This is a genomic window from Plantactinospora sonchi (assembly GCF_036422035.1).
GTDB lineage: Bacteria > Actinomycetota > Actinomycetes > Mycobacteriales > Micromonosporaceae > Plantactinospora > Plantactinospora sonchi.
On sequence record NZ_JAZGQK010000023.1, the window covers coordinates 83,352 to 103,953 of the forward strand.

The 20,602-nt window shown below is 72.5% G+C and carries 17 protein-coding genes and 1 pseudogene; 4 read left to right on the forward strand and 14 right to left on the reverse strand.

The features are described 5' to 3' along the window. Positions 1-214 precede the first annotated feature (214 nt). The 3 genes from V1633_RS25315 to V1633_RS25325 are packed head-to-tail and all read left to right on the forward strand — an operon-like array spanning position 215 to position 2,663. Complete coding sequence (locus tag V1633_RS25315; protein ID WP_331216898.1) at positions 215-1,075, forward strand: ABC transporter substrate-binding protein; 861 nt, start codon at positions 215-217, stop codon at positions 1,073-1,075. After that, positions 1,072-1,917 (forward strand): amino acid ABC transporter permease, encoded by an 846-nt coding sequence (locus V1633_RS25320; protein WP_331216899.1) that lies wholly within the window; start codon positions 1,072-1,074, stop codon positions 1,915-1,917. Before V1633_RS25315 ends, V1633_RS25320 begins: the two co-directional genes overlap by 4 nt. Beyond that, complete coding sequence (locus tag V1633_RS25325) at positions 1,914-2,663, forward strand: amino acid ABC transporter ATP-binding protein (protein ID WP_331216900.1); 750 nt, start codon at positions 1,914-1,916, stop codon at positions 2,661-2,663. The genes V1633_RS25320 and V1633_RS25325 overlap by 4 nt, the downstream gene beginning before the upstream one ends. A 35-nt stretch (positions 2,664-2,698) precedes the next feature. Here V1633_RS25325 and V1633_RS25330 read toward each other — a convergent pair whose 3' ends face one another. Continuing rightward, positions 2,699-3,178: a DUF1203 domain-containing protein gene (locus tag V1633_RS25330; RefSeq protein WP_331216901.1), complete on the reverse strand. Its 480-nt coding sequence runs from the start codon at positions 3,176-3,178 to the stop codon at positions 2,699-2,701. Positions 3,179-3,265: 87 nt separating this feature from the next. On the opposite strand from V1633_RS25330, the gene V1633_RS25335 reads away from it, so the two are divergent. Further along, on the forward strand, positions 3,266-4,177 hold the full coding sequence (locus V1633_RS25335; protein ID WP_331216902.1) for a hypothetical protein: 912 nt from the start codon (positions 3,266-3,268) through the stop codon (positions 4,175-4,177). Positions 4,178-4,223: 46 nt separating this feature from the next. On the opposite strand, the gene ribH is transcribed toward V1633_RS25335, so the two are convergent. The 13 genes and pseudogenes from ribH to metK form a co-directional block, all read right to left on the reverse strand. Next, positions 4,224-4,703 carry a 6,7-dimethyl-8-ribityllumazine synthase gene (gene ribH, locus V1633_RS25340; RefSeq protein WP_331216903.1) on the reverse strand — a complete coding sequence of 160 codons (480 nt, stop codon included), beginning with the start codon at positions 4,701-4,703 and terminating at the stop codon, positions 4,224-4,226. 185 nt (positions 4,704-4,888) lie between these two features. Beyond that, positions 4,889-6,088, reverse strand: a pseudogene (locus V1633_RS25345) (bifunctional 3,4-dihydroxy-2-butanone-4-phosphate synthase/GTP cyclohydrolase II); the annotation flags it as partial. Further along, positions 6,085-6,714, reverse strand: a complete 630-nt coding sequence (locus V1633_RS25350; protein ID WP_331216904.1) for a riboflavin synthase — start codon at positions 6,712-6,714, stop codon at positions 6,085-6,087. The gene V1633_RS25350 and the pseudogene V1633_RS25345, both read right to left, overlap by 4 nt. Positions 6,715-6,718: 4 nt before the next feature. After that, positions 6,719-7,780 (reverse strand): bifunctional diaminohydroxyphosphoribosylaminopyrimidine deaminase/5-amino-6-(5-phosphoribosylamino)uracil reductase RibD, encoded by a 1,062-nt coding sequence (gene ribD, locus V1633_RS25355; protein WP_331216905.1) that lies wholly within the window; start codon positions 7,778-7,780, stop codon positions 6,719-6,721. 487 nt (positions 7,781-8,267) lie between these two features. After that, positions 8,268-9,254, reverse strand: coding sequence for a GGDEF domain-containing response regulator (locus tag V1633_RS25360; RefSeq protein WP_331216906.1), 987 nt, complete (start codon positions 9,252-9,254; stop codon positions 8,268-8,270). Positions 9,255-9,291: 37 nt separating this feature from the next. Next, positions 9,292-9,972 carry a ribulose-phosphate 3-epimerase gene (gene rpe / locus V1633_RS25365; RefSeq protein ID WP_331216907.1) on the reverse strand — a complete coding sequence of 227 codons (681 nt, stop codon included), beginning with the start codon at positions 9,970-9,972 and terminating at the stop codon, positions 9,292-9,294. A 141-nt stretch (positions 9,973-10,113) separates the two neighbouring features. Beyond that, a complete protein-coding gene (locus V1633_RS25370; RefSeq protein ID WP_331216908.1) occupies positions 10,114-12,228 on the reverse strand; it encodes a xanthine dehydrogenase family protein molybdopterin-binding subunit in 2,115 nt (704 codons plus the stop codon). 248 nt (positions 12,229-12,476) lie between these two features. Beyond that, on the reverse strand, positions 12,477-14,129 hold the full coding sequence (locus tag V1633_RS25375) for an RsmB/NOP family class I SAM-dependent RNA methyltransferase (RefSeq protein ID WP_331216976.1): 1,653 nt from the start codon (positions 14,127-14,129) through the stop codon (positions 12,477-12,479). Between the two features lie 17 nt (positions 14,130-14,146). Further along, on the reverse strand, positions 14,147-15,073 hold the full coding sequence (locus V1633_RS25380) for a methionyl-tRNA formyltransferase (RefSeq protein ID WP_331216909.1): 927 nt from the start codon (positions 15,071-15,073) through the stop codon (positions 14,147-14,149). 7 nt (positions 15,074-15,080) lie between these two features. Beyond that, positions 15,081-15,698, reverse strand: a complete 618-nt coding sequence (def, locus tag V1633_RS25385) for a peptide deformylase (protein WP_407952104.1) — start codon at positions 15,696-15,698, stop codon at positions 15,081-15,083. A 206-nt stretch (positions 15,699-15,904) separates the two neighbouring features. After that, positions 15,905-16,894: an AAA family ATPase gene (locus tag V1633_RS25390; protein ID WP_331216910.1), complete on the reverse strand. Its 990-nt coding sequence runs from the start codon at positions 16,892-16,894 to the stop codon at positions 15,905-15,907. 324 nt (positions 16,895-17,218) lie between these two features. Next, on the reverse strand, positions 17,219-19,330 hold the full coding sequence (locus V1633_RS25395; RefSeq protein WP_407952109.1) for a primosomal protein N': 2,112 nt from the start codon (positions 19,328-19,330) through the stop codon (positions 17,219-17,221). Between the two features lie 38 nt (positions 19,331-19,368). After that, positions 19,369-20,562 (reverse strand): methionine adenosyltransferase, encoded by a 1,194-nt coding sequence (metK, locus tag V1633_RS25400; RefSeq protein WP_331216912.1) that lies wholly within the window; start codon positions 20,560-20,562, stop codon positions 19,369-19,371. Between the last annotated feature and the right edge of the window lie 40 nt (positions 20,563-20,602).

The following is a 20,602-nucleotide window of genomic DNA, read 5'->3' on the forward strand; positions in this document are numbered from 1 at the left end:
CCGAACCCGCCACCCCCGACCGCGGTCCGACCACGGGCCGCACCGCAAGCTCCGCTGGTCTCCGGTGTACCGCCGTCGGTCAGGTGACACCACCGGACGGGCCGATACCCGACTAAATCCGGCCCGTCCGGCAGATCGTCGCAGGTCCGCGAATATCTGGGATGAACCGATGGAGATCTATGGCTCACCTCGACGTGTGCCTATGCTGTCGGCCATGGCTCGCCGATCTACGCCGGTCGCGCTCGCGACCGCCAGCATCCTGCTCGCGGCCCTCGCCGGCTGCGCACCCGTGGTCGATCCCGCCCCACCCCCGGGGCAGAACAACGCCTGCACCAAGGAGAACCTGAAGACCAAGAGCCCCGGCAAACTCACCGTCGCGACCGACGATCCCGCGTACGCGCCCTGGTTCAGCGACAACCTGCCCGGCAACGGCAAGGGCTTCGAGTCCGCGGTCGCCTACGAGATCGCGGAGCAGCTCGGCTTCGCCCGGGTCGACGTGCAGTGGATCCGGGTCAGGTTCAACAACGCCATCGCCCCGGGACCCAAGGACTTCGACTTCACCCTCAGCCAGTTCTCGATCAGTGACGAACGCCAGCAGGCGGTGGACTTCTCCTCGCCGTACTACCTGGTCCGGCAGTCCGTCGTCGGGATGAAGAACTCGAAGGTCGCCGGTCGGACGAAGCTCGCCGACCTCAAGGACGTCAAACTCGGCGCACAGGTCGGCACCACCAGCTACCAGGCGATCACCGACGTCATCCAGCCGACCGTCAAGCCGCAGGTCTACGACACCAACGACGACGCGAAGAAGGCTCTGGAGAACGGGCAGGTCGACGGGATCGTGGTCGACCTGCCGACTGCCTTCTACATCACCTCGTCCCAGCTCAAGGACGCGGTGATCGTCGGTCAACTGCCCCAGGTCGGTCTGCCGGAGACGTTCGGCGTGGTCCTCGACAAGAACTCGCCGTTGACCGGGTGCGTCAGCACCGCGGTCAACACCCTGCGGGACAACGGCACGCTCACCAACCTGGAGAGGACCTGGCTCTCCGAGGTGGCGGGCGTCGTCGAGATCACGTGACCCTGGCCGACCACCGTCCGTCCCCGATCGCGCTGGCGCGGGCCGCCCACCGGAAACGGCAGACGGTCCGCTCGGTGCTGGTCGCCGCCACCTCGACCGGCGTACTCGGCACGCTGCTGGTGGTGGCGGTGACCGGCGCTCCCGGTTGGGAACGGGTCCGTCAGTCCTTCCTCAACATCCGGACCGCCCGGGCGGCGTTGCCGGAGATCCTCACCGGACTGTGGCTCAACATCCGGCTGCTGGCCTTCTGCGCCGTCGGCGCGCTCGCCGTCGGGCTGGTCGTGGCGCTGCTGCGTACGCTGCGTGGCCCGGTCCTCTTCCCGGTCCGGGCGCTGGCCGCCGGCTACACCTACACGTTCCGCGGCCTGCCGCTGATCATCGTGCTGTACGTCTTCACCCTCGGGGTGCCCGGACTGCGGCTGCAGGGCATGCCGTCGGTGCTGGTGCTCGGCGGGGCCGCGCTGGTGCTGGTCTACGGCGGCTACCTGGCCGAGGTCTTCCGGGCCGGTATCGAGTCGGTGCATCCGAGCCAGCTCGCCGCCGCCCGGTCGCTGGGCCTGACCCACCGGCAGACCATGCGGTACGTCGTGCTGCCCCAGGCGGTCCGCCGGGTCGCCCCGCCCATGCTCAACGACATCGTGGCACTGCAGAAGGACGTCGGCCTCGTCTCGCTGGCCGGGCCGATCGACGCGGTACGGGCGGCGCAGATCGCCACCGCCGAGACCTTCAACTACACGCCGTACATCGTCGCGGGGATGCTCTTCGTGCTGCTCGCCATCCCACTGGTCGCGGTCACCGACTGGGTGACGCTGCGGGCCGCCCGCCGGCAGGCGGCCCGATGAGTCCACCGGTGCTGAGCTGCCGCGCCCTGCGCAAGGTGTACGCCGGACACGTGGTACTCGACCGGCTCGACCTCGAGGTGGCCGAACACGAGGTGGTGGCGTTGATCGGCGCGTCGGGTTCCGGCAAGTCCACCCTGTTGCGCTGCGTCAACCTGCTGGAGGAGCTCGACGACGGCACCGTGCACCTGGACGGCGAGCACATCACCGCGCCCGGCACCGACCCCGACCTGGTACGTCGCCGGATCGGCATCGTCTTCCAGTCGTACAACCTGTTCCCGCACCTGCGGGTGCTGGACAACATCACCCTGGCGCCGGTCCGGGTGCACCGGCGGCCCCGCGCCGAGGCCGAGGAACAGGCCCGGGAACTGCTGGCCAGGGTCGGCCTGGCGGACCGCGCCGACACCTACCCGGACCGGCTCTCCGGCGGCCAGCAGCAGCGGGTGGCGATCGTCCGCGCCCTGGTCAACTCGCCCCGGCTGCTGTTGCTCGACGAGGTGACCTCGGCACTCGACCCGGAACTCGTCGGCGAGGTGCTGACGATGATCCGGGACCTGAAGACGGCGGGCATGACGATGGTGCTGGCCACCCACGAGATGGGTTTCGCCCGCGAGGTCGCCGACCGGGTCTGTTTCCTCGACGCAGGCCGGGTCCTCGAGGAGGGGCCGCCGCGACAGGTGCTCGGCGAGCCGACGCAGCCGCGTACCCGGCAGTTCCTGCGCCGGATCATCGAGGCCGGTCGGCTCTGACCGGCCGGCCGTCCCGCCCGCGTCGGCCCACCCGGCTACCCGGCCCGCTCGACGGTGAAGGTGTAACAGCCCCAGGCGACGTTGCGGCTGTGCAGCTCGACGACCTCCGGGTCGGTGAACAGGTCGCTGATCACCGCCTCCGGATCGGCGCCGTCGTGCACCCGGGCGGTCCGGATCCAGCCCCTGCTGTCGTACGCCCGCAGGACCTGCCGCCGGCCCCGGAAGGCGGGCGGATAGCCGTCGGACCCGCTCGGGCCGCCGCACGGCTCGGCGTGCGCGTAGATTGCTCCGGTTTCCCGGTACGGGCTGGCCGGCATCGGCGGCTGGTAGCCGAACAGCATGATCGGCTCGTCCGGCTCGGCCGGCCGCAGGCAGCAGCGCAGCTGTTCGCCGCCCTCGGCGGTCTGCCGCTCGACCGGATGACCGGAGGCGTCCCGCCCGCTCGCCCGGACCCGGTCCAACTCCGATCGGGAGATGGTCCGCACCCTGAACGCGGTTGTCTTGGTAGTGATCATGTTTCGATCCTGCTCCGGCCGCCGACCGGATGCTGGCGGGAATCGGCCCTCGCGTTGCCTGTCCGACCCGGCTGGTAGAACGGTCGGATGACACGGTTGACCGACCCGCTGGCCGGACTCGACGCGGTCGCGTGGGAGTCGCTGCACCACGCGTACGGGCCGGCGGTCGACGTACCGGATCAGTTGCGGGCGCTGCGCTCGACGCAGGCGGAGGTCCGGCAGGCGGCGCTGTCGGAACTGTTCGGCAACGTCTACCACCAGGGCACCCGGTGGGGGGCGAGCCGGTCCGTGGTGCCGTTCCTGGTGGCGCTCGTCGACGACCCGGCCACCCCGGACCGGGCGGCGGTGGTCGACCTGCTCCGTTCGGTGGTGCTCGGCGACCGGCGCGACGACGCGCTGCCGTTCGACGCCCGACGGGTCTTCGCCGCCGCCGAGGGGATCACCGACGAGCAGGCGGCGCTGGTGGAGCGGCATCTGCAGGCAGAGGACCTGTTCGACCACGAGGAGGCCGCGGAGCTGGCGGACGGCGTGGCGGTCCGCTGGGAAGCGGACGCCTTCTTCGCCGGGGCCGGACACCTCGACCGGTACGTCGACTGGCTCACCGACCCGGACGACCTGGTCGCTGCGCTCGCCGCCGAACTGGTCGCCTGGTTTCCGCCCAGCGGGGCCGCGCTGGCCGCGCTCCTGGCCGTCCCCGCGACCCGCCGCGACGTCCGGGCCAGCGCGAACCTGACGCTGGCCCGCTGGCCCGCCGAGTCACCGCGGGTCCATCCCGTTCTTCAGGATCTGCTGTCGGCCGCCGAGCCGGTCGTCCGGGTCACGGCGGCGGTGGCGCTGGCCCTGCGGCTGGCCGGACCGGACGGCGAGCGGCTGCCCGACCTGGCGCTCGACGTGCTGACCGAGGCGCGCGTCCACGATTACGACACCGACGTGCCCGGCTGGGACCGGTCGGTACGTGGCTTCGTCGCGATCGCCCTGCACGGTCTCGGCCTGAGCTGACCCGGGCAGGTTGCGTCCCGCCCGGTCCCCCGCCCACGGCCGCCGGTCAGGGCAGCGCGTTGATCTCCCGGATCGCCACGGCCGCCTCCAGGGCGGCGACGGTGGCGGCCCAGCCCTTGTCCTCGGCCGAGCCTGGCAGTCCGGCCCGGTCCCGGGCCTGTTCCAGGTTGTTCACGGTGAGTACGCCGTGCGCGACCGGGGTCGAGGTGTCCAACGCGATCCGGGTGAGTCCCTCGGTCACCGACTGGCAGACGTAGTCGAAGTGCGCCGTCGCGCCCTTGATCACCACGCCGAGCGCCACCACCGCGTCGCAGCGCCGGGCCAGCGCCTGGGCCACCACCGGCAGCTCCACCGAACCGGCGACCCGGGCCACCACCACGTCGTCCACACCGCACGCCTTCGCCGCGGTGACCGCCCGGTCCAACATGTGGTCGGTGAGTTCGCCGTGCCAGCGGGACGCCACCACTCCGACCGTGAGCCCCGACGCGTCCACCGTGGACACCTCCGGCTCTCCGAAACCCGCCATCGTCACGCCAACCTTTCCGTAACCTCGGTCAATCCCGCCGGCCCCGCCGGGCCGGCGGCCTGTCCCGCCAACTCCTCCGTCGGCCGGGTCGACTGCTCCCCGCGCCGGGTCCGCTCCCCCGCCGGACGCACCGCCTCAACCAGCCCGGTCACACCTCCGACGCCCGCCGGACCGTCCAGTTCGTCCAGCAGATGACCCATCCGGTCCCGCTTGGTCCGCAGGTACCGGAGGTTCTCCGGGGTGGCCCGGACCGGCATCGGTTCCCGACCGGCCACGGTCAGTCCGTACCCCTCCAGGCCGGCGCGTTTGGCCGGGTTGTTCGTCAGCAGCCGCATCGACCGGACCCCGAGGTCGTAGAGGATCTGCGCGCCGGTGCCGTAGTCGCGGGCGTCGGCGGGCAGTCCCAGGTCGAGGTTCGCGTCGACGGTGTCCCGCCCGAGGTCCTGCAACTGGTACGCCTGCAGCTTGTGCAGCAGGCCGATGCCCCGCCCCTCGTGCCCACGCATGTAGAGGACCACTCCCCGCCCCTCGGCGGCGATCCGGGCCAGCGCGGCGTCCAGCTGCGGACCGCAGTCGCAGCGCAGCGACCCGAAGACGTCCCCGGTCAGGCACTCCGAGTGGACCCGGACCAGGATGTCCCGCCCGTCGCCGACCTCGCCGTGGACCAGCGCGATGTGCTCGGCGGACTCGTACTCGGCGCGGTAGCCGATGGCCAGGAACTCGCCGTACCGGGTCGGCAGGCGGGTCTCCACGACCCGCTCGACCTGCCGTTCGGTCCGGCGCCGGTAGGCGATCAGATCCGCGATGGTGACCAGCGTCAGCCCGTGCTCGGCGGAGAACTTCTCCAGATCCGGCAGTCGCATCATGGTGCCGTCGTCGTTGACCAGCTCGCAGAGCACCCCGGCCGACCGGAGCCCGGCCAGGTGGGCCAGGTCGACGGCGGCCTCGGTGTGTCCGGGCCGGCGCAGCACCCCACCGGCCTTGGCCCGCAGCGGTACGACATGCCCCGGCCGGCTCAGGTCGGTCGGGTCGGTCGCGGGGTCGGCGAGCAGCCGGATGGTGTGTGCCCGGTCCGCCGCCGAGATGCCGGTGCTGACCCCCTCCCGGGCGTCGACCGTCACCGTGTACGCGGTACCGCGCCGGTCCTGGTTGGTGTGGTACATCGGCGGCAGCTCGAGCCGGTCCGCCTCCTCCTCGGTGATCGGCGCGCAGATGTAGCCGGAGGTGTGCCGGACCATGAAGGCGAGCAGTTCGGGCGTGGCCTTCTCAGCCGCGAAGATCAGGTCGCCCTCGTTCTCCCGGCTCTCGTCGTCGACGACAACCACCGGCCGGCCGGCCGCGATGTCGGCCAGGGCCTGTTCGATGCTGCCGAATCCTGTTGTCATGCCACGGCCTCCAGTCCGTCGGCCGGCAGTCGTCCACCGGTCGTGAGCAGTCGCTCCACGTACTTGGCGAGCACGTCCACCTCGAGGTTCACCGGCTCGCCGACCTCCTTGCGACCCAGGGTGGTCGCCTTGAGGGTGGTCGGGATCAGCCCGACCGAGAACGTCTCCGCGTCCAGCGCGGCCACCGTGAGCGAGATCCCGTCCACGGTGATCGAGCCCTTCTCCACGACGTACCGGGCGAGCCCGGCGGGCAGGGTGAAGGTCACCGTCTCCCACTGCTCGGCCGGCTCCCGCCGGACGATCTCGGCCACCCCGTCGACGTGTCCCTGCACCAGGTGTCCGCCGAGCCGGCTGCCCAGCGTGGCGGCCCGTTCCAGGTTGACCGGGTCGCCGGGACCCAACGCCCCCAGCGCGGTACGTCGGAACGTCTCACCCATCACGTCGGCGGTGAAGATGTCCTCGTCGACGTCCACCACGGTCAGGCAGACCCCGTTGACCGAGATCGAGTCGCCGTGCCGGGCGTCCGAGACGACCAGTGGACCGCGGATGGCGACCAGGGCCGAATCGTCGCCCGTGTCGGTCCGCCTGACCAGCTCGCCCAACTCCTCCACGATTCCGGTGAACATTCGCTCAGCCCTCCGTCTTCCGGGGAAACGCGGTGACCCGCAGATCGGGTCCGACCGGTGTGATGTCGGTGAACTCCAGGTCGATGACCTCGGAGATGGTCCGGGGGCCGGCGTCGGCCAGGGCGGCCGGGCCGGCGCCGAGCAGCTTCGGTGCCAGGTATCCGACGACCTTGTCGACCAGTCCGGCGGCGAGGAACGCCCCGGCCAGGATGGGGCCGCCCTCCAGCAGGGCCGCACGTACCCCGCGCTGGTAGAGGACGGCGAGCAGGGCGGGCAGGTCGACCTTGCCGTCCGGGCCGGCGCCGACCTCGTCGACGGTCGCCACCCAGGTCGGAGCGGCGGCGTCCCGGACCCGGGCGTCGGCCGGGGTACGTCCCTCACTGTCGACCACGACCCGCAGCGGCTGCCGGATGGCGAGGCTGCCGTCGCGCAGGTTCCTGACGGTCAGCCTCGGGTCGTCGGCGAGCACCGTGCCGACCCCGACGATCACCGCGTCGACGGTGCCGCGCAGCGCGTGCACGTCGATCCGGGCCGCCTCGGACGTGATCCACATGCTGGTGCCGTCGGCCGCCGCGATCCGCCCGTCCAGGGTCGCCGCGTACTTCCAGATCAGATACGGCCGTCCGCGTCGTACCGCGGTCAGCCAGGCCAGGTTGCCGGCCTCCGCCTCGACGGACCGGACCCCGAGTTCCACGTCGATCCCGGCGGCCCGCAGCGTCTCGACGCCGCCGGCGGCGACCGGGTTGGGGTCGGTGACCCCGACCACGACCCGGCGGACGCCGGCCCGGATCAACGCCTGGGTGCAGGGCCCGGTCCGGCCGGTGTGGTTGCAGGGTTCCAGGGTGACCACCGCGGTGCCGCCCCGGGCCCGCTCGCCGGCCTGGGCGAGCGCGACGATCTCGGCGTGCGGGCCACCGGCGTAGGCGTGAAAGCCCTCGCCCACGATCTCGCCCCGCGAGTCGAGCAGCACGCAGCCGACCAGCGGATTGGGACTTGTCGTGCCCAGACCGCGGGCCGCCAGCACGATCGCGCGGCGCATCGCCTCGTCGGTGGAGACACTCCCCATGCCGATCCTTCTCCCTCTCCCTCGCGCGTTCTCCCGGTGCGCGGGCGGGGCGGGGAGGGTACCGGCCGGTGGCCGGTGGGCCGGGCAGGCGGAGACGGAGAAACGGGGACGGCAGCGGCCGACCCCGACGGACCACGACGGTCGGCATGGCAAAGCTGGCCGACCAGGCCCGTCCGTTCCGCGCGCTGTCTCCCATCCGGACTGTCTGGGCGTGGGCGGATGCCCGCGCCCAACCGTCGGCCCTGGGTTCTCACCAGGTCCACCGGGCGGCCGTTCGGCCGACCGGGTCGCGGGCTTACCGGGAGCTGTCGCCCCGGATCACCGCCGGTTCGGAATTTCACCGAGTCCCGCCAGCGCGTGGTGGGTACCGGTCGAGTGTTACACGAAACGGGGCGCCAGAGGTCAACGAGGCGACGGACTTCACATCGCAGTGACCCCGGTCACGTCCCGGCGGGGTCACCCGGCCCGCTCAGCTGAGCCGGCCCGCTCAGCTGAGTTCGCCACTGCCGCGCGTCTTCGGGCCGCGCCGCCGGTCCATCGCCACGAAGGATCCGGGCTGGCTCTTCGCCACCGTCTTCATCTCGGACGCGGCGGCGATCACCTCGAGCGGGTCGGTGAACCGGCGCTCGGGCACCGAGAGCGAGACGCCGATGGAGAGGGTGACCAGATGGGCCCGCTGGATGTTGCCCCGCCGGTCCTTCAGCTCGACGTACCCGCGCTTGGCGTCCTCCGGGTCGTAGAGTTCGTCGGCGGTCTTCTCGAAGTCGACCACGGCCCGCTCGGTCAGCGGCCGGACCTGCTCCGGGGCACAGACGATCACGAAGTCGTCGCCGCCGATGTGCCCGAGGAAGGCCGGGGGCAGCCCCACCGAGACGACCGCCCGGTGCAGACTGCGGGCCAGCGCGCTGATGAACTCGTCGCCCCGGACGAAGCCGTACCGGTCGTTGACGCTCTTGAACCGGTCGATGTCGATGTACCCGACCGCGTAGTCGACGCCGCTGCGTACCCGGTCGCCGATCTCACGCCGGACCCGGGTGTTGCCTGGCAGGCCGGTCAACGGGGAGACCTCCCGCGCCTCCTTGTTCCGCCGCAGCGTGGAACTGACCCGGGCCACGAGTTCCGCGGTGTCGAAGGGCTTGACCAGGTAGTCGTCCGCGCCCGCAGTGAGCCCGTGGACCTTGTCCACGGTCAGCCCCTTGGCGGTGAGCATGATGACCGGCAGCGCGGAGGTCATCGGGTTGGCCCGCAGCCGCCGGGTCAGCTCCAGCCCGTCGATCCGGGGCATCCGCAGGTCGACCACCACGAGGTCGGGACGCCCCCGCTCGATCATCTCGAGCGCCTCCTGGCCGTCCCGGGCCTGTATGACCTCGAAACCATGCAACTTAAGGTTGAATGAGACAAACCGGACAATATCCTCGTCGTCGTCGACGACCAGGATCAGGTCGGGCCGCTCCTCGGTCCCGTCGACGCTCATGACGACACTCCGACACCGAGCCGGACGAGGTGCTCGCTCATGCCCGCGGCGCGGCGGTTTCGGCCAGCCGCCGCAGCTGCGTCACCGCCGCGGCGGGATCCGCGGCGCCGTAGACCGCGGTGCCGGCGACAAAGGCGTCCGCACCGGCTTCCGCTGCCTGCGCGATGGTGTCGGCCGCGATCCCGCCGTCCACCTCGATCCGCAACTCCAGGTGACCCGCCGCCGCGTGCCGACGGGCGGTCCGGACCTTGTCGAGCAGTTCGGGGATGAACCGCTGCCCCCCGAAACCCGCCTTGATAGTCATGATCAGCAATGTATCGAAGCTGGGCAACAGGTCAAGGTACGGTTCGATCGGAGTGTCCCGGTCGATCGCCAGTCCCGCCTTCGCGCCGGCCGACCGCAGGTCCTTCGCCAGCGCGACCGGGTCCTCGCACGCCTCGGCGTGGAACGTGACGTTGTACGCCCCGGCGTCGGCGTAACTCGGCGCCCAGCGGCGCGGATCCTCGATCATCAGGTGTACGTCGAACGGCAGGTCCGTCACCGCCAGCAGGCTCTGCACCACCGGCAGCCCGATGGTGAGATTCGGCACGAAGTGGTTGTCCATGACGTCGACGTGCAGCCAGTCCGCGCTGGACTCCACCGCCCGGACCTCGTCGGCCAACCGGGCGAAGTCGGCGGCGAGGATGCTGGGCGCGACGATCGGCGCTGCTACGGTCACCGCGCCAGTGTACGAACGCCGCCCGTCCGGACGATCGTCGGATTCACCACCTGACCGAACGGAACCACCCGCTCACCGCCCGCCGACCACCGTCGCACCGGCGCCCTCGGGCGGCTCGTGGCGGCCGGCGGCGGGCAGCGTTCACCGCCCGCCCGGCACCGCCCCGTCGAGGAAGTGGTCCAGGCTCACCGGCAGGTCCCGGACCCGTACCCCGGTGGCGTGGTGGGCGGCGTTGGCGATCGCCGCGGCGGTCCCGACGATGCCCAGCTCGCCGATGCCCTTGGAGCCCATCGGGTTGACGTACGGGTCGTCCTCGGGCAGCAGGTGCACCTCGACCGCGCCGACGTCGGCGTTGGTGGCGATGTGGTATTCGGCGAGGTCCTGGTTGACCACGTGACCGAACCGTGGGTCGATCACCGCCTGCTCGTGCAGCGCCATCGACAGCCCCATCGTCATTCCGCCGAGCAGCTGCGAACGTGCGGTCTTCGGGTTGATGATCCGGCCGGCGGCGAAGACACCGAGCAGCCGGGGCACCCGGACCTCACCGGTCTCCCCGTGCACCCGCACCTCGGCGAACTGCGCGCCGAAGGCGTACATCGAGAGCCGCTCCATCTCCGGGTTCTCCGGCATCCGCACGCTGACCTCGATCCCCGTGGCCGGTACGGTGCCGCCGTACTCCTCGGCGAGCCGGGTGGTCAGCTGGCGGGCGGCCTCGACCACGGTGGAGCCCCACGAGGTCATCCCGGACGAGCCACCGGCCGCCATCGCGGGCGGCAGGTCGGTGTCGCCGATCCGCAGCGTGATCCGGTCGACCGGCACCGTCAACGCGTCGGCGGCGATCTGGGTCAGGCTGGTCCAGGTGCCGGTGCCGAGATCGGCCGCCCCGATCGACACCGTGTATTGACCGTCCGGGTCCAGCCGGATCGTCGCGGCCGAACCCGGCAACCGGTAGACCGGGTACATCGAGGCGGCGACGCCGGTGCCGACCAGCCAGCCGGCCTCTTGACGGCTGCGGGGCGCCGGGTCGCGTCCGGCCCAGCCGAAGCGGCGTGCCCCCTCCTCCAGACAGGCCACCAGGTTGCGGCTGGAGAACGGCCGGTCCAACTCCGGGTCGACCGACGGCTCGTTGGTGATCCGGAACTCGACCGGATCCTGCCCGCAGGCGATCGCCATCTCGTCCATCGCCGACTCCAGGGCGTACATCCCGGGCGTCTTGCCCGGGGCCCGCATGATCGTCGGCGTGGAGACGTCGAGCCGGACCATCCGGTGCGTGGTACGCCGGTTCGGTGCCGCGTACATCACCCGGGTCGGCGTCACGGTCTGCTCGGCGAACTCCTTGTTCCGGGCGGTGACCTGGACGGCCTCGTGGGTGACCGCGACCAGCCGCCCGGCGTCGTCGGCACCGAGCCGGATCCGCTGGATCGACGGGGTCCGGTAGCCGACCTGGGAGAACATCTGCTGCCGGGTGAGCGCGAGCTTCACCGGCCGGCCCGGCACCGACATCGCGGCGAGCACCGCCAGGCTGACGTCGGCGTGCGCGTGCAGCTTCGACCCGAACGCGCCACCGACGTGCGGCGAGATCACCCGGATCCGCTCCTCGGCGAGCCCGAACAGCTCGGCGATCGAGGTACGCAGCCGGTGCACCCCCTGACTGCCGACGTACAGGGTGAGCCGGTCGTCCGCCCAGAGCGCGGTGGTGGAGTGCGGCTCGATCGGGTTGTGGTGGTAGCGAGGGGTGGTGTAGACCGCCTCGTGCCGTACCGCCGCCCCGGCCAGTGCCGCCTCCGGGTCGCCGCGTTCGTTGTCGGTGGCGAAGCCGCCGTTGACCACCTCGGGGGCGTACCGGTCCGGATGGTCGAAGCGCAGCTCGACGTCGTGCGGCACCGGCAGGTAGTCGAACCGGACGAGTGCGGCGGCGTGCCGGGCGACCTCCGAGGTCTCGGCCACGACCGCGCCGACGAACTGCCCCCGGAAGGTCACCTCGTCGGTCTGCAGGAGCGCGATCTCCGGATCGTCCGAGGAGGCGACCCGTGGCGCGTTCCGGCTCGTCAACACCGCCAGCACGCCGGGCACGGCCTCCGCCGCCCCGGTCTGCACCGCGGTGACCCGACCGGTCGCGATGGTCGACTGCAGCGGGTACACGTAGGCGGGGTTCTCCACCGGCTGCTCGAAGGCGTACCGGGCGGTGCCGGTGACCTTCGCCGGCCCGTCGAACCGGTCCAGCGGGGTGCCGATGGCCCGCGCTTCCAGGGTCATCGTGGCCCCTCCTCGCCTCAAATCGGGCATTACACCCCAAGTTATCGGCAAGGAAGGGTCCCTTATCGACGTTTGCGGTAGAGGAAGGGCCCCTTTTTGACACCGCCGGACGGACGTGCGGCCAGCCGGGGACGACACCCGTCGTCGCGCCGCACGGTCAGTCGCGCCGCACGGTTCAGCCACACGGTCAGCCGGGCCGCCGCGCGTCAGGCGCGCCGCGCGGTCAACCGGACCGCCGCAACGCGCCGTCAGCCTCGGCGGAGCACGGCGAGGAACATGGCGTCGGTGCCGTGCCGGTGCGGCCACAACTGCACCGTCGGTCCGTCACCCAGTCCAGGCATACCCGCCGGCAGCAGCGGGCGGGCGTCGACGAAGTCGGCCGGTACGCCGGAGCGCCGGGCCGCCTCGGTGACCGAGACGTGTGTCTCCACCACGTGCGGCGAGCAGGTCACGTAGCCGACCACCCCACCGGGGCGTACCGCCCGCAGCGCGGCGCCGAGCAACTCCCGCTGCAGCCGGGTCAGTGCCGGCAGGTCCGAGGGTTGGCGGCGCCAGCGGGACTCCGGCCGACGACGCAGTGCGCCGAGACCGGTGCACGGCGCGTCGACCAGGACCCGGTCGAACGCCTGCTCCGGCAGGTCGGGGTCACGACCGACGGTACGTCCGTCGGTGTGCAGCACGGTGACCGGCAGTCCACGGGTCGCCTGCTCGACCAGCCGGGCCCGGTGCTCGGCGACCTCCACCGCGGTCAGCTTCGCGCCGCGCATCGCGGCCAACGCGCCGAGCAGCCCGGACTTGCCCCCCGGCCCGGCGCACAGGTCCAGCCAGCGCTCGTCGGGACCGTCCAGTTCGGCGGCGGCCAGCGCGGCGGCGACGAGCTGGGACCCCTCGTCCTGCACGTGCGCCCGGCCGTCCTGCACCGGAGCCAGCTCGCCCGGGGCGCCGCCGCCGGAGAGGTAGACCGCGTACGGGGAGAACGCGCCCGGGGCGCCGTCCACCTGGTCGGCCACCTTGACCGCGTCGGCCCGGCCGGGCCGGACACAGAGGTGCACCGGTGGCGGCTGATTGTTCTCGATCAGCAGCCGGGTCGTCTCGCCGAGGTCACCACCGAGCGCCTCGCTGAACGCCCGCACGATCCATTCCGGGTGGCTGTGGGTACAGGCCAGGTGCCCGATCGGGTCGGTCTCGAACGAGGGCGCCAACTCGGTCAGCCAGGTGTCGGCGTCCTTGCCGGCCACCTCCCGCAGGACCGCGTTGGCGAACCCGGTCGCGCCGGGGGCCAGCGAGCGCACCAGGTCGACGGTCGAGGAGACCGCCGCGTGCGCCGGAACCCGGGTATACAGCAGTTGGTAGGCGCCGAGCCGCAGCGCGTCCCGGGGCTGCGGGTCGATCCGGGCGACGTCCCGGCCGGCCGCCGCCGACAGGATCGCGTCGAGCGTGCCGCGCAGCCGCAGGGTGCCGTAGGTCAGCTCGGTGGCGAACGCCGCGTCCCGGCCGTGCAACCGCCGGTCCCGCAGGATGCCGGGCAGCACCAGGTTCGCGTACGCGTCGTCCCGGTGCACCGCCTCGATGGCCTCGTACGCCGCCTGCCGTGGCAGGTCGACGGCCGGACGCCCGGGGCGGGGTGCCCGTCCGGTCCGGTCCCGGTCGTCCCGGCCGCGGTTGCCCCCGCGATCCCGGTCGGCGCCGCCACGGGCACCACGGCCCCGGTCAGCTCCCGCCCAGCCGCCCCGGTCGCGGTCACCCGCAGCGCGGCCACGGTCGCCGCCCCCGGCACGGCCACGGTCGCCGCCCCCGGCACGGTCGCCGCCCCCGGAACGTCCGGCCCAGCCACGATCCCGGTCACCCGACCGGTCGGGCCGGCCCCGGTCGTCGCCCGGGTTGCCGCCGACAGTCTGCATCCGTCCGCTGTCCTCGCTCACTCGAATCGCTCCCCGGCCGCCACTCGCAGCCCACGCGCCCAGTCCGGAGCCGGCATGGCCCTCTTGCCGGCGGCTCGGACCTCACCCAGGGCGACCGGAGTCGTCGCCGTGCCGGCGAGTACCCGGCTGCGTTCCACCAGCAACTCACCGGGTTTGAGCTCGGGTCCGTTGGCGACCGGCCGAACCGGACCGAGCTTGACCCGGGCGTCCCGGAACCCGGTCCACGCCCCCGGTGCCGGGGTCGCCGCCCGGATCCGCCGGTCCACGGCGAAGGCCGGTTCGGTCCAGCGGACCTGCCCGTCGGCGACGGTGAGCTTGGGTGCCACCGACACGCCGTCGGTGGGCTGCGGTACGGCCTCGGCGGTGCCCCGCCCGATCGCGTCGAGGACGGCGACCAGCAGGCCCGCGCCGGCTGTGGCGAGACGCTCCAGCAGGTCGCCGGAGGTGTCGGTGGGGCGGATCTCCTCGGTCAGGGTGCCGAAGACCGGACCGGTGTCCAACCCCTCCTCGAGTTGGAAGACACTCGCCCCGGTGAGCTGGTCACCGTGCAGCACCGCGTGCTGCACCGGCGCCGCCCCACGCCATGCGGGCAGGAGTGAGAAGTGCAGGTTGACCCACCCGTGGGTGGGGATCTCCAGGGCGACCGGCGGCACCAGGGCCCCGTAGGCCACCACCGGTACGCAGTCCGGCGCGAGGTCGCGCAGCCGGTCGAGGAACTCGGGCTCCCGGGGCCGGGCCGGGGTCAGCACCTCGACGCCCCGCTCGTCGGCCCAGGCGCCCACCGGGGAGCGGACCAGCCCTCGGCCCCGGCCCGCCGGCGCGTCGGGTCGGGTCACGACGGCCAGCAGTTCGTGGGACGAGGCGGCGACCGCGTCCAACGCGGGCAGGGCGACGGCCGGCGTACCGGCGAAGATCAGGCGCACTCCGCTGTCACCGACCCAGACCGAAGGGGTTCGCCGAGCGGTCGGAGCCGAGCCCGAACCGGCTGGCCAGTGACTGGCGCCGGCTGGGCGGCACGTCGTGGGGGCTGACCTTGACCACCGGCGGCGCGGCCTCGTCGTACCAGTCGGCCTGCCGGATCGCCTTCATCGCCTCCTTGCGCGCCTCCGGGTCCAGCCGGTCGAGGAAGAGCACCCCGTCGAGGTGGTCGGTCTCGTGCTGCACGCAGCGGGCCATCAGGCCGGTGCCGACGATCTGCAGCGGGTCGCCGTACTCGGTGAAGCCCTTGGCGACGACGTTGAGCCGACGCTTGGTGTCGAAGTACAGCCCGGGAATGGAGAGGCAGCCTTCCTGGCCGTCCTGTTCCTCCTCGTCCGGAAAGTGCAGCACCGGGTTGACCAGGTGCCCGACGACGTCGTCGACGTCGAAGGTGAAGACCCGCAGGCCGACGCCGAGCTGCGGCGCGGCGAGACCGGCGCCGTTCTGCTCACGCATGGTGTCGGTCAGGTCGGCGACCAGTTTGCGCAGCTCAGCGTCGAAGTCGACGACCGGTTCGGCCGGGGTGCGCAGCACCGGGTCGCCGAAGAGACGGATGGGCTGGACGGTCACGCGGGGTGGCTCCTTCACGGGTGGCGGAAACGGCGGTGCCCTACCAGTCTACGGGCGGGGTCGGCCGCCACCACGCCGCCGCCCGGCGTCGGGTGGGTGCGGCCGGCAGGCGGCACGACCGCCGGGACCAGGGCATGACCCGGTCGGCTGACCGGCGGCCCGGGGCCACCCCGGACGGGCCGCCGGGTACGACCCCGGCTCCCGGGTTACGCCGACGGAGAGCCGGGCTTACCGACCAGCACGCTGTCGGTACGTTCCAGGATGTGCTCGGGCAGCGGCAGCTGGGTGCCGTGGGCGGCGTCCCAGTCGTAGATCACGCTCAGCCCGACCTCGGCCCGGAAGAAGTCGATGGCACTGAGTCCGCCGACGACCGGTTCGTCGCATTCGGCGACCAGGCGACCGGGGACCAGTTTGAAGCCGTTGCGGAGCGCCGCGCTGAGCCGTCGGTGACCGTCGACCACGAAGAACTGCTCGCCGGTGTACCCGATGCGCAGCGGTTCGAGTGCTTCTTCACCGGCCTGCCCGACCTGCGTGACGAACTCGTCGGACTCCCAGAGGCCGCGCAGGGACTGAATCTCCACGGTGGGGTAGATCCGGGCCGGGTCGAGCAGCAGCAGGGGCGGTGACTCGCGGAGGATCTCCTGGCCGAAGGAGCCCTCGTACGCGGCGATGATGTGATCCACCACCTCGAGCGCGGACGCCTTGGTGGTGTCGCAGATCAGGTCGTAGTTCCGCAGCTTCGCCTTGTCGACGCCGTACCGGACGAGGAAACGGTTCCGTTCGCTGTCGCTGCGCTCGCGGAGCTTGTCCCGCGCCTCCTCGATCGAGGAGTAGCTCTCGGCCGGGCCGGACGGTCGGGCGAGGACCCGGCGGGCCGCCTCGGTCGGCTCGGTGATCATGTGAATCTTGAGCGCGTGCTTGAAGAAGTGCCAGGCGAGCCGGCTGTCGACGATCAGCTGCTCGCCGGAGTCGGCGATGTTCTGCTGCAACTGGTCGACGTAGCCGTCGACGGCCTGGTCGAGTTCGGCGTGCAGGTTGAGCTGCAGAGCGGTCATCTGCCGCTGTTGTGCCATCTCCCGATAGAGATCGCCGACACTCACCCGCCGCAGGTCCAGCCGCTTGGCGAGTTCGATCGAAACGGTGCTCTTGCCGCTACCAAGATCGCCATTGAGGACGATCGACTGCCGACCGGTCACGACCTACCCACTCCTGATCCCGGAATTGTCAAGATCAATAGCTTGAGCGCCAAACCGGCGCGATCACTCACCGTTACGCAACCCCGCGTGCAGCATGAGGGGCGATGGTATCACCCGTATCCTGGCCACCCGGTCGGACACCGAGTGCGTCCCTCCTCGGATACCCCGTAGCAGCCGCAGAGAAGACAACCCTCTGTGACGGGGATCTCGCAACAGGTGAACCTGATTCGGGGCGGCGAGCCGTACCGGCGACCGGTCGGGTGATCGCGGATCGGAGTGCCGACAGGTCGGGAGCGGGCCGTCGGCCGGTCCGGCGACACCGGGTCAGAAGAGGTCGTGCGGGTCGACCTGGACGCGTACCGGCTGGTTGGCCTTGCGGGCGGTGCGCACCCCGGCGGCGGTGTGCAACGCGGCCGCGAGGGCGGCGGCGCGCGACCGGGGCACCCGGACCAGCATCCGTTCCTGGCCGTCGCCGGCCGGCACCGGACCGAGCACGTCCGCGCCGTCCGGCAGCCGGGCCGCCTCGAGCAACTCCGCCACGGCCGCCGCGGTACCGGTCAGACTCGCCATCCGGGCGGCCGGGGGAAAGCCCAACTCCCGCCGCTCGGCCAGTTCCCGGCCGGCGAACCAGACCGGATCCCAGCGCAGCAGCGCCTGCACCGGCACCAACCCGCCGTCGGCGACCACCACCACCCGGCCGCCGGCCGGGCCGGGCCGGGCGAGCGCCGCCGCCGCGAGCCAGCGGCGCAGCGCCTCCTCCCCGGCCCGCAGGTCGGCCCGGGTGAGCAGGGCCCAGGAGTCGAGCAGCAGCACGGCACCGAAACCGCCCTCGGCGACCGGCTCGGCACCCGGCGTGGAGATCACCAGGCCGGCGCCGCCGGGTACCACGTCCAGTACCTCCTCCCGGCCCGAGGTCCGGACCGGTACACCGGGGAACGCCCGGCCGAGTTCCTCGGCGGTACGTCGGGCGCCGACCACCGCCGCCCGAAGCCGCCGACCACCGCACTGCGGGCAGGCGTACCCGGCCGCGACCCGGGCGCACCACCGGCAGGCCGGAGTCGCGGCCGCCGAACGCAGCCCGAGCGGACCGGCGCAGTGCGGGCACCGGGCCGGGGCACGGCACTCGGCACAGGCGACCGACGGCAGGTACCCGCGTCGGGGCACCTGGACCAGCACCGGGGTGTCCGCCTTCAACGCCGCCCGGGCCGCCTCCCAGGCGAGACTGGGCAGGCGCGCGGACGCGGCGGCGGGATCGCGGGCGAGCTGCGGATCGTCCCCGGTCGGCGTCACCCTGGGCGTACGGGACCGCAGCGTCGAACGGTCGGCGACGATCTCCCTCGCCCACCCGGTCTCCACCAGCAGTTGTCCCTCCACCGTCCGGGCGTGGCCGGCCACCAGGGCGGCGGCGTTGCCGAGCTGGGCTCGGGTGAGCAGCACCTCCCGGGCGTGCGGGTACGGCGCCCTGGGTTCGGCGTGCAGGTCGTCCCCGTCGTCCCAGATCGCCACCAGTCCGAGGTTCGGCACCGGGGCGAACATCGCCGCCCGGGTCCCGATCACCACCGGCACCCGACCCCGGCAGGCGGCCAGGAAGGCCCGGTACCGCCGGGCCGGGCCGAGCGCCGCGGAGAGCGCGACGTGCCGGCCGGCACCGAGCCGCCGGGTCAGCGCGGCGTCGAGTCGCCCGAGGTCGCGGGCATCGGCGACCACGGCGACGACCCCGCGCCCGCTGTCGACGGTGGCCGCGGCGGCCTCCGCGAACCGGTCCGCCCACTCCTCGCCGGGCAGGGCGTTCCAGACCGCCCGGGGGGCCCGCCCGTCGGCGAGGGCACGCAGGAACCCCGGCCCGGCCGGATAGCCCCGCCAGCCCGAACCGTCGGGGTCCGACCCGCCGACCGTCCCGCCGACGGCACCACCGTCCGCGCCGGCAACCGGACCCCTGCTGACGCCGTCGGCCGGCCCGGCAACCGGACCGCTGCCGGCACCGGAAACCGGGCGGCCGTCGACGCCGGCGGCCGCGCCGGGAACCGGACCGCCGTCGACAGCGGCGGCGTCGGGATCCTCGACGGCGGTGACCGGGGCGGGGCCGGGATCCGGCGTCTCGCGCTCCACCCGGGCGTGCCGGGGCGGAACCGCCAACCGCAGTACGTCGGCGAGGTTGCCGGCGTACCGGTCGGCGACCGCCCGGGCCAACCGGGCGACCTCCGGGGTCAGCACCTGCTCCGGCGACACCAGCCGCTCGAGATAGCTGAGCCGGCCGTCGTGCGCCGACAGCTCGGCGCGCTCCATCAGCCAACCGTCCACCAACTGGCCGGCGAACCGGACCCGGACCCGCGTCCCGGGCCGGGCCCGCTCACTCAGGTCCTCGGGCACCAGGTAGTCGAAGAGCCGATCCAGGTGGGCCAGCGGCACATCGACACAGACGCGAGCGACCGGCAGCCCGGTGGCGGGCTGCCGGTCGCTGCGCGTAGCGCTGGTCAGGCTCCCGCGGCCGACTTGAGGTCGGCGGCGCGGTCGGTGCTCTCCCAGGTCAGATCGGGCAGCTCGCGGCCGAAGTGGCCGTACGCCGCCGTCTGCCGGTAGATCGGACGGAGCAGGTGCAGGTCCCGGATGATCGCCGCCGGGCGCAGGTCGAAGACCTCGCGTACCGCGTGCTCGATCCGGTCGACCGGGACGTTCTCGGTGCCGAATGTCTCGATGAAGAGGCTGACCGGGTGGGCCTTGCCGATCGCGTAGGCGACCTGCACCTCGCACCGCTCGGCGAGCCCGGCCGCGACCACGTTCTTCGCCACCCAGCGGGTCGCGTACGCCGCCGACCGGTCGACCTTCGACGGGTCCTTGCCGGAGAAGGCACCGCCGCCGTGCCGGGCGTACCCGCCGTACGTGTCGACGATGATCTTCCGGCCGGTCAGCCCGGCGTCGCCCATCGGGCCGCCGATCTCGAACCGACCGGTCGGGTTCACCAGCAGCCGGTAGCCGTCGACCGACAGGCCCAGCTCCTCCAGCTCCGGCTCGATGACGTGCTCGCGGATGTCCGGGGTGAGCAGCGACTCCAGCGAGATGTCGGCGGCGTGCTGGCTGGAGACCACCACCGTGTCCAGCCGGACCGGGCGCAGGCCGTCGTACTCGATGGTGACCTGGGTCTTGCCGTCCGGGCGGAGGTACGGGATCGTGCCGTCCTTGCGGGTGGCGGCCAGCCGGCGGGCCAGCCGGTGCGCCAGCGCGATCGGCAGCGGCATCAGCTCGGGCGTCTCCGAGCAGGCGAAGCCGAACATCATGCCCTGGTCACCGGCGCCCTGTGCGTCCAGCGCGCTCTCCGACGAGCCGGAGCGCAGTTCGAGGGCGCTGTCCACGCCCTGGGCGATGTCCGGCGACTGGGAGCCGATCGACACGCTGACTCCGCAGGACGCCCCGTCGAATCCCTTCTTCGACGAGTCGTAGCCGATGCCGAGGATCGTCTCCCGGACGATCGACGGGATGTCGGCGTACGCCTTCGTGGTCACCTCACCCGCGACGTGCACCTGACCGGTGGTGATGAGCGTTTCGACCGCGACCCTGCTGCGCGGGTCCTGGTCCAGCAGCGCGTCGAGGATTCCATCGCTGATCTGGTCAGCGATCTTGTCCGGGTGGCCTTCCGTGACCGACTCGGATGTGAACAGGCGGCGTACCACGGTGCTCCTAAAAGGCTCGAATACACGTTTCGCGGCAGTT